Origin of the sequence: Chelativorans intermedius (assembly GCF_025398255.1) — a bacterium.
In the GTDB taxonomy this organism is placed as follows: Bacteria; Pseudomonadota; Alphaproteobacteria; order Rhizobiales; family Rhizobiaceae; genus Chelativorans; species Chelativorans intermedius.
This window is the reverse complement of the sequence record NZ_JAODNW010000051.1, coordinates 1-6,832: the sequence shown is the minus strand read 5'-3', so window position 1 is coordinate 6,832 and position 6,832 is coordinate 1. Positions and strand designations below refer to the sequence as shown.

Annotated in this window: 6 protein-coding genes; 1 reads left to right on the top strand and 5 read right to left on the bottom strand. The window is 59.7% G+C overall.

All coding sequences use genetic code 11. The annotated features are described in order from the left end of the window. Position 1 precedes the first annotated feature (1 nt). Positions 2-769 carry an MBL fold metallo-hydrolase gene (locus tag NYR58_RS19835; RefSeq protein ID WP_261522870.1) on the bottom strand — a complete coding sequence of 256 codons (768 nt, stop codon included), beginning with the start codon at positions 767-769 and terminating at the stop codon, positions 2-4. Between the two features lie 141 nt (positions 770-910). Beyond that, positions 911-1,540 carry a carboxymuconolactone decarboxylase family protein gene (locus NYR58_RS19830; protein ID WP_371924381.1) on the bottom strand — a complete coding sequence of 210 codons (630 nt, stop codon included), beginning with the start codon at positions 1,538-1,540 and terminating at the stop codon, positions 911-913. Positions 1,541-1,978: 438 nt separating this feature from the next. Here NYR58_RS19830 and NYR58_RS19825 point away from each other — a divergent pair, with 438 nt between their 5' ends. Further along, a complete protein-coding gene (locus NYR58_RS19825; RefSeq protein WP_261522869.1) occupies positions 1,979-2,722 on the top strand; it encodes a Bax inhibitor-1/YccA family protein in 744 nt (247 codons plus the stop codon). A 704-nt stretch (positions 2,723-3,426) separates the two neighbouring features. Here the strand turns inward: NYR58_RS19825 and NYR58_RS19820 are convergent. From NYR58_RS19820 to NYR58_RS19810, 3 genes are all read right to left on the bottom strand, one after another. Continuing rightward, positions 3,427-4,782, bottom strand: a complete 1,356-nt coding sequence (locus tag NYR58_RS19820) for a dihydrolipoyl dehydrogenase family protein (protein ID WP_261522868.1) — start codon at positions 4,780-4,782, stop codon at positions 3,427-3,429. A 219-nt stretch (positions 4,783-5,001) separates the two neighbouring features. After that, positions 5,002-6,426 (bottom strand): mercury(II) reductase, encoded by a 1,425-nt coding sequence (gene merA, locus NYR58_RS19815; RefSeq protein WP_315903356.1) that lies wholly within the window; start codon positions 6,424-6,426, stop codon positions 5,002-5,004. Between the two features lie 230 nt (positions 6,427-6,656). Further along, positions 6,657-6,824, bottom strand: a complete 168-nt coding sequence (locus NYR58_RS19810; RefSeq protein WP_261522871.1) for a heavy-metal-associated domain-containing protein — start codon at positions 6,822-6,824, stop codon at positions 6,657-6,659. Between the last annotated feature and the right edge of the window lie 8 nt (positions 6,825-6,832).

The window sequence follows — 6,832 nt, the reverse complement described above, 5'->3', positions numbered from 1 at the left end:
CTCACGCCGCCGAATGATGGCACACAAAAGGAGAACAGGCTCGACTTACGAGTGGCCCTGAAAAAAGGGGCAGGTCAATATGAATGTTCTTCGCCTTCTGCTCGGCGACATTCGATTCCCATCTGGGCTCGCGCCCGTCGGGCTGGTAGTCATGGCCGGTGAAGATGCGCGTTTCTTCCGGGAGGGCCAGAATCTCCTGGATTGACTCCCACAGACGTACGGCGCTGCCGCCGGGGAAATCAGAGCGCGCTGTGCCGCTGTCAGGCATAAAGAGTGTGTCGTGCACGAATGCCGCATCGCCGATGACGTAGGTAATCGAGGCAAGCGTATGGCCGGGCGAGAAGAGGATCCTGGCGGGGATGGAGCCGACGGAGAATGTCTCGCCCTCGGCGAACAGCTTGTCCCATTGTGAAGCGTCCGCAGGGAAGTCGGGCCAATGATAGATGCGCTTCCACATTTCCTGTACCTGCACGACCTTTTCCCCAATCGCCGTGGGCGCGCCGGTCTTTTCCTTCAGATAGGATGCGGCCGAAAAATGGTCGGCATGCGGATGGGTGTCGAGGATCCATTCGACGTCGACGCCTTGTTCGCGAACATATTCGAGTATGGCGTCCGCATTCTTCGTTGTGGTCGCGCCCGACTTTTCGTCAAAATCAAGTACTGGATCGATAATCGCGCACTTCTTTGTGGTGGGGTCAGCTACGACATACTGGACTGAGAAGGTTCGCTTGTCGAAAAAAGCTTTAACGACCGGGCACTCAACGCTCATGTTGAAACCTCGATTTGGAAAAAAGGCAATATCTGGTCAACCACTCCGACGACCACCTCGGGTGGGCTTCGTTCACACGTATCCGAATAAAGAGAATTGTCCGACGCAACAAGTTTCAGCGGCACTAACCTGATCCCGCCGTTACCGTGGCTCACTCTGCGCAGCTTCCTGATCTGCGCTCCCATCGTTTGCGATCTGGCGTCCAACCAAGAGGGACTTTCTCAGTCCAGGCTCAATTTCGTTGTATGCGCTATCTGGCTGCGCGCCCATGGCATCCAGCAGTTTGCTAAAGAAGCACCTCGCAGCGGCAGCGGACGCGACATCGAAAATCTCCTGGTCAGATAAGCCATGGCTTCGCAGGCCTTCTATATCATCCGCGCTGATCGATGTAGCGTCGCGCACGACCTTGGTCGCAAACTGCATCACGGCCCGATCGGTCGCGTCAAGGGAAGGCTCCTCAGCGTCTTCAACTACGGCTTGGAGTTCTTGTGCGGTGAAATGGTCGCGCAGCAGAAAAGAACCGTGCGCCAGCATGCAATACGAACTCCGCAGCTGTTTCGCGGCGGCAATTGTGACGAGTTCATAGCGCCGCACATCCATGTTGCTCTTTATGCTGTCAAGCAAACCGTCCCACGCGTCCATGACTTCCGGACGGTGGCTGAAGACCTTCACCATATTTGGGAGATAGCCGAATTCACGTATGGCTCGCGTGAACATCTCCACTGCCTTTTCACCAGCGTTCTTTCCGGTCAGGGTTTGGATAAAAGGCATAGCGCTGCCCAATTGAAGGCCAGTGTTACTCACGGGACGATACCGAAATTTCCGACCAACGCAATGCAGAGACATGCGGATCTTGCGCCAGGAGGGCCGTGGGTCTCCAGATCTACTGCGCACCAACATCATAGCCAAAGCTCGGGCCCCTGCGAGTTACCAGGAGCTCCCTTGGGTACTGCAATCTTAGGTGGCGGCTTAGCGAGACCACGGGCATGCGTATGGGGCGCAACTGTCGAACAGGGAAGAGCTGATCGTGTCAGTCAGCGATGTGTTGACCGCGAAGGCGGATCGACAGTCCGACCGTCGGCCTTGTCCATCGTGCAATTTCATCCTATTTCAGTATATAGGCATGCTGGACGTTGCGCCAGTGGCCCGCAGGCGCGTGAAACTCTCTTGCGCCCTACACCGGACGGGACAGCAGCAGTAGGGGAAACTATGGCTGACCTTCGCAATATCCAAGCGACCCCCGCACCGGCGAGGGCTCGCGCCGAAGCGGCAATCGACGAGGGCCTGCGCGCGTATATGATCAGGGTGTACAACCTGATGGCGCTGGGCCTCGCAATCACCGGCGTGGCCGCATTCGCGACCGCTCAGATGGCCGTTTCCGGCGGGCAGCTCACCGGGTTCGGACAGCTCATCTTCGCCAGTCCATTGCGGTGGGTGGTCATGCTTGCGCCGCTCGGGTTCGTATTCTTCTTGAGCGCCCGCATTCAAAAGATGACGGTCTCGGCAGCGCAGACGACCTTTTGGGCTTTCGCTGCGGTCATGGGCCTGTCTCTCGCTTCGATCTTTCTCGTCTACACTGGCGAGAGTATCGTGCGCGTGTTCTTCATCACGGCCGCCTCGTTCGGCGCGCTATCGCTCTGGGGCTATTCGACGAAACGCGACCTGAGCGGCATGGGCTCGTTTCTGTTCATGGGCCTGATCGGCCTCATTCTGGCGATGATCGTCAACGTTTTCCTGGCGTCTTCGGCGCTGCAGTTCGCCATCTCCGCAATCGGCGTTCTGATCTTTGCAGGCCTGACAGCCTACGATACGCAGCAAATCAAGGAGATGTACTGGGAAGGCGACGATACGCTGGTGGCGGGCCGCAAAGCGATCATGGGCGCCCTCAGGCTCTATCTGGACTTCATAAATCTGTTCATGTTCCTGTTGCAGTTCCTGGGTAATCGCGAATAGGGGCGCTCGGCCGGATGAACACGCGAAGGGCGGTTCAGGGCCGCCTCTCCTTCATGATCGATCGGTTTGTCGGCGTCTGAGCAGCGAGCGCAACACTGGCTTCGCCATGGCTCCCGCTGATCATTGTCACTGTGAGAGGGTGAATAGTCACGCTCGTCCGCATCCGTCAGTCGGCGGCCGAATCTACTTTCAGGAATACGCGATCATCCCATGACGAGATGTTTCAACGGTATGTGCCGCCGGAGAAGCCCGGTCTTTGATCGGCATTGGTCCCGATGACTTTGCCAGATATCATCTTGACCGCTACGGTGCCCAACGGCGTAATCGAAACCTTCCCAAGGTCGGCACGTACACGGTCTGGAATCTCCTTGCTGACTGCATCCGTGCATCCTCACGGCGCTGGATTGTCACGAATCTGTTGCGCTTCGACCGGCTGCGCATGCTGAGCAAACCTACCAGAGAACCGGCCACCTCTAGCATTCTGCTGAGTATCACGTCGGGGTCGAACCGTCACTGCCCACACAAGCGAATTTCTCGGATCCCGGCATCTGTGCGGCCTCTCGTTCCTCCGGTTTGAACCGGCTTTCCTCCTGGTCGTTGAAGACGTGATCTTGCGTGATCGCTTGCAACGCGCGGAGTCGTAGTCGTAGCCAATCAGCTCGACGTTCGCATCGACAGTTTCAGGAAACATGTGCCCGTTCTTCCTAAATCATCGAACTGATGTCGGATGCAAAGCTCGGATAGGCGAAGATGAGGCCCTTTATCTGGTTCGCGGTCAGGCCTGCGGCCATCGCCATCGCGAAGAGGTTGATCTGCTCCTCGGCGCCGGGGCCGATCAGGTGGGCACCCAGGATCTTTCCGGTCCCCTTTTCGACCAGAACCTTGTGGGCGGTGTGCTTGGCGCCGACGCGCAGCGATGAATACCAGCCTGCGGTTTTGTCGAAATGGGTGTCGAAATCCAATCCCTCCTCGCGTGCTGCAGCTTCTGAAAGTCCGACTGAGGCCAGTTGCGGCAGTGTGAAGACGACGCTCGGGATCGGTGGATAATTCACCTCCCGCTCGTCCTTGCCGGCGAGCAGGTTCTTAGCCGCGATCCGGCCTTCGTTGGCTGAGACGGGGGTCAGCATCGGGCCACTGTCCGCACAATCGCCGGCGGCGAAGATTGCGGGGTTGGTGGTGCGCATGAAGGGGCTGACCTTGATGCCCATGCGGCTATACTCAACGCCTGCGGCTTCGAGGTTGAGATGGTCGATATTGGGGACGCGACCGGTTGCGTGAACCACTAGATCGCAGTCGACGGTCTCAACGCCTGTCGGCGTCTCGTAAGCGACTGTAAAACCTGTGCCATTCTTCTCGATCTTGAGAACCTTGGCCTCAGTCCGCAGATCGACGCCGAGATCGGCCGTGGCTTCGGACAAGATCGCGACAAGGTCCGGATCAAAATTCCCCAGCGGCCGCTCCATCATTTCCAGAACCGTCACTTCGCGCGCCCCCGCACGCTTGGCGATATGGGCGAATTCCATCGCGATGAATCCGCCGCCAACGAACACCACCCTGTCGGGCCGTTCCGGCAACGCGAGGAAATCGGTACTGGTCGCCAGCAATTCCTCGCCGGGGATGTTCAGCGTCATTGGCCGGGCGCCGGTGGCGATATGAAAGTGTCGTGCCGATAGGACTTCGCCACTGACCTCGATCTTGTCACGCCCGGTGAAGCGTGCCTCGCCGTGCAACACTGTAATACCGGCTTTCTCCAGTCCGCCTTCGATGCGGTGGGGCATCGCATCGGTAAACGTGCGCTTGAAGGCGATCATGTCCGGCCAGTTGACGGAGGTCTGTGCCACCAGCCCCTTGCCGTCGAGGTTGCGGGCCCATTCGACCCCCTCGGTCACGGCGATCAGCATCTTTTTGGGATCGCAGCCCCGCAACGCACAAGTGCCGCCGAAGGGCAGGCTGTCGATGCTGGCAACCGTCCAGCCAGCGTTGGCGGCCATCCGAGCGACACCGTTTCCACCCGTACCACCTCCGATCACAATCAGATTGAACCTTCCGGTATTGCCCATGTTTTCCTCTTTCGATCGGTTGCGGCTGTTAGACCGCATTCACACTCTTCCAGACGATACAGTTTCAGGTTTGTTTTGGGCTCCTCGACTGCCTGGCCTTATGTGGAGTGGCAGCGGTTGCATTCACAGCCCTTTTCACGAAGAGTGCCGCCGGTTCTGACGAAGGCCTTTTCAAGCTAGTCGTGGAGGGGATGCGTGACGGCGTTCCATTATTCCTTCCTATCCGGCGCAGCAGGAGAGCTTCGCCACGTCCTTGCCGAAGCCCTGCGCGGCAAGCTTCAGCCCTTCGACCGTGGTGAGATAGGGAAAGATCGTCTCGCCCAGTTCCCGGGTCGTCATGCCGTGCTTGATGGCCAGCACCACCGTCTGGATGCTGTCTGCGCCCTCGGGCGCAAGGATCTGGCCGCCAAGCAACCTGTCGGTCCCGGCATTGGCAACCAGTTTGATGAGCCCACGCGTGTCGCGGGCAGCCAGCGCCCGCGGTACCTGGTCGAGCGGGACGATCGAGGTCTTGGTCGTAAAGCCTGTGGCCTGAGCCGCCCGCTCGGTCAAGCCGACACCGGTCACCTGCGGATCAGTGAACGTCACCCACGGCATGGCCGCGTTATCATAGACGAGGCTGTCGCCGTTCAGCGCGTTTTTCGCCGCGAGCTTGGCGCCGTAGGCCGCCATGTAGACGAACTGGTCACGGCCGGTCACGTCGCCCGCCGCGTAGACGCCAGGCCTTGAGGTGCGCATCCGCTCGTCGACGACGATGCCGCCATTGCCGGACAGCCGCACGCCCGCGTCGGCTAGCCCGAGAGCATCGGTGTTTGGAGATCGCCCCGTGGTCAGAAGAACCTCCTCGGCGGGGATCACTTCCTCCGCCCCGCCGATGGCAATCGTCAGCTCGACACCTCGATCGGTCCGCGCGATCCTGCGATAGGCAAGATCGGTGCGGACGGTGATGCCCTCGTCACGAAGATAGCCGGTCAGGGCCTTAGAAACCTCCGGCTCTGCCTCCGGCAGCAGGCGGCGACGGGTAACGAGTGTCACTTCCACCCCCGCGCGGGCAAACATCTGCGCGAGCTCGCAGCCGATATAGCCGCCGCCGATCACTAGCAGCGAACGCGGCAAGTCGGTTAATTCGAGCGCGGTCGTGCTGGTGAGGTAGGGAACCTCCGCAACGCCGGGAATATCGGGCAAGGCCGGCGAAGAACCGGTCGCGATGATGATCCTGCCGGCCGGGATCGCGGCGCCATTCACGAATACGCCCTGTCCGTTCAGGCGCGCAGGACCCTCAAGATAGACAATCCCGTTATATTCGGGCAGCAGGTCGATATATTTCTTCTGCCGCAGGGTTGTGACCAGATCATCCTTGGCCGCGATGAGACCTGCCCAGTCAATCACATTGGCCTCGCCGGCAAGGCCGGGAAAACGATGCGCGGCGCGCGCACCGTGCAGCGCCTCGGCGGCGCGGATCATCGTCTTCGACGGCACGCAGCCAACATTGACGCAAGTGCCGCCGATCGTGCCGTGGCCAATGAGCGCGACCTGCGCGCCCAGCTCAGCGGCCGTGATTGCGGCCGAGAACCCCGCGGAACCGGCACCGATCACCGCCAGATCATAGCGGCAATTATTTTTTGACTTGCAGCAGTCGGACATGAAAATCTCCTACTGATTTCTGTTATCGACGCGTGGCCGATGTCGCCACAGCAGGTAACCCGCTGCAGCAACAATCATGATGAGAACAGGCAATAGACCGTGGACCGCTGTTGTGAGTGCGCCCACGCCGATCACGCCTACAGCGCCGGCAGGAGCAGCGCCAACCAGCACAATGCTACATCAGAGCGCCAACCAGTCCGAAGCCAGGTATGGACCGGTCATGCATGGGTCTAACTCCCGATCGCCTTGGCAGGATAGCCAGCATCGGTGGAAGCAGCGGCAATAGCCGCGACCGTAGCGGTCGACGGGTCGTAGACAACCGTCGCCGTCTTGGCCTCGAAATCTACCTTGACCGATTTCACTCCCGCAACACCTTCCATGGCCAAGCGTACCGTGATCGGACACG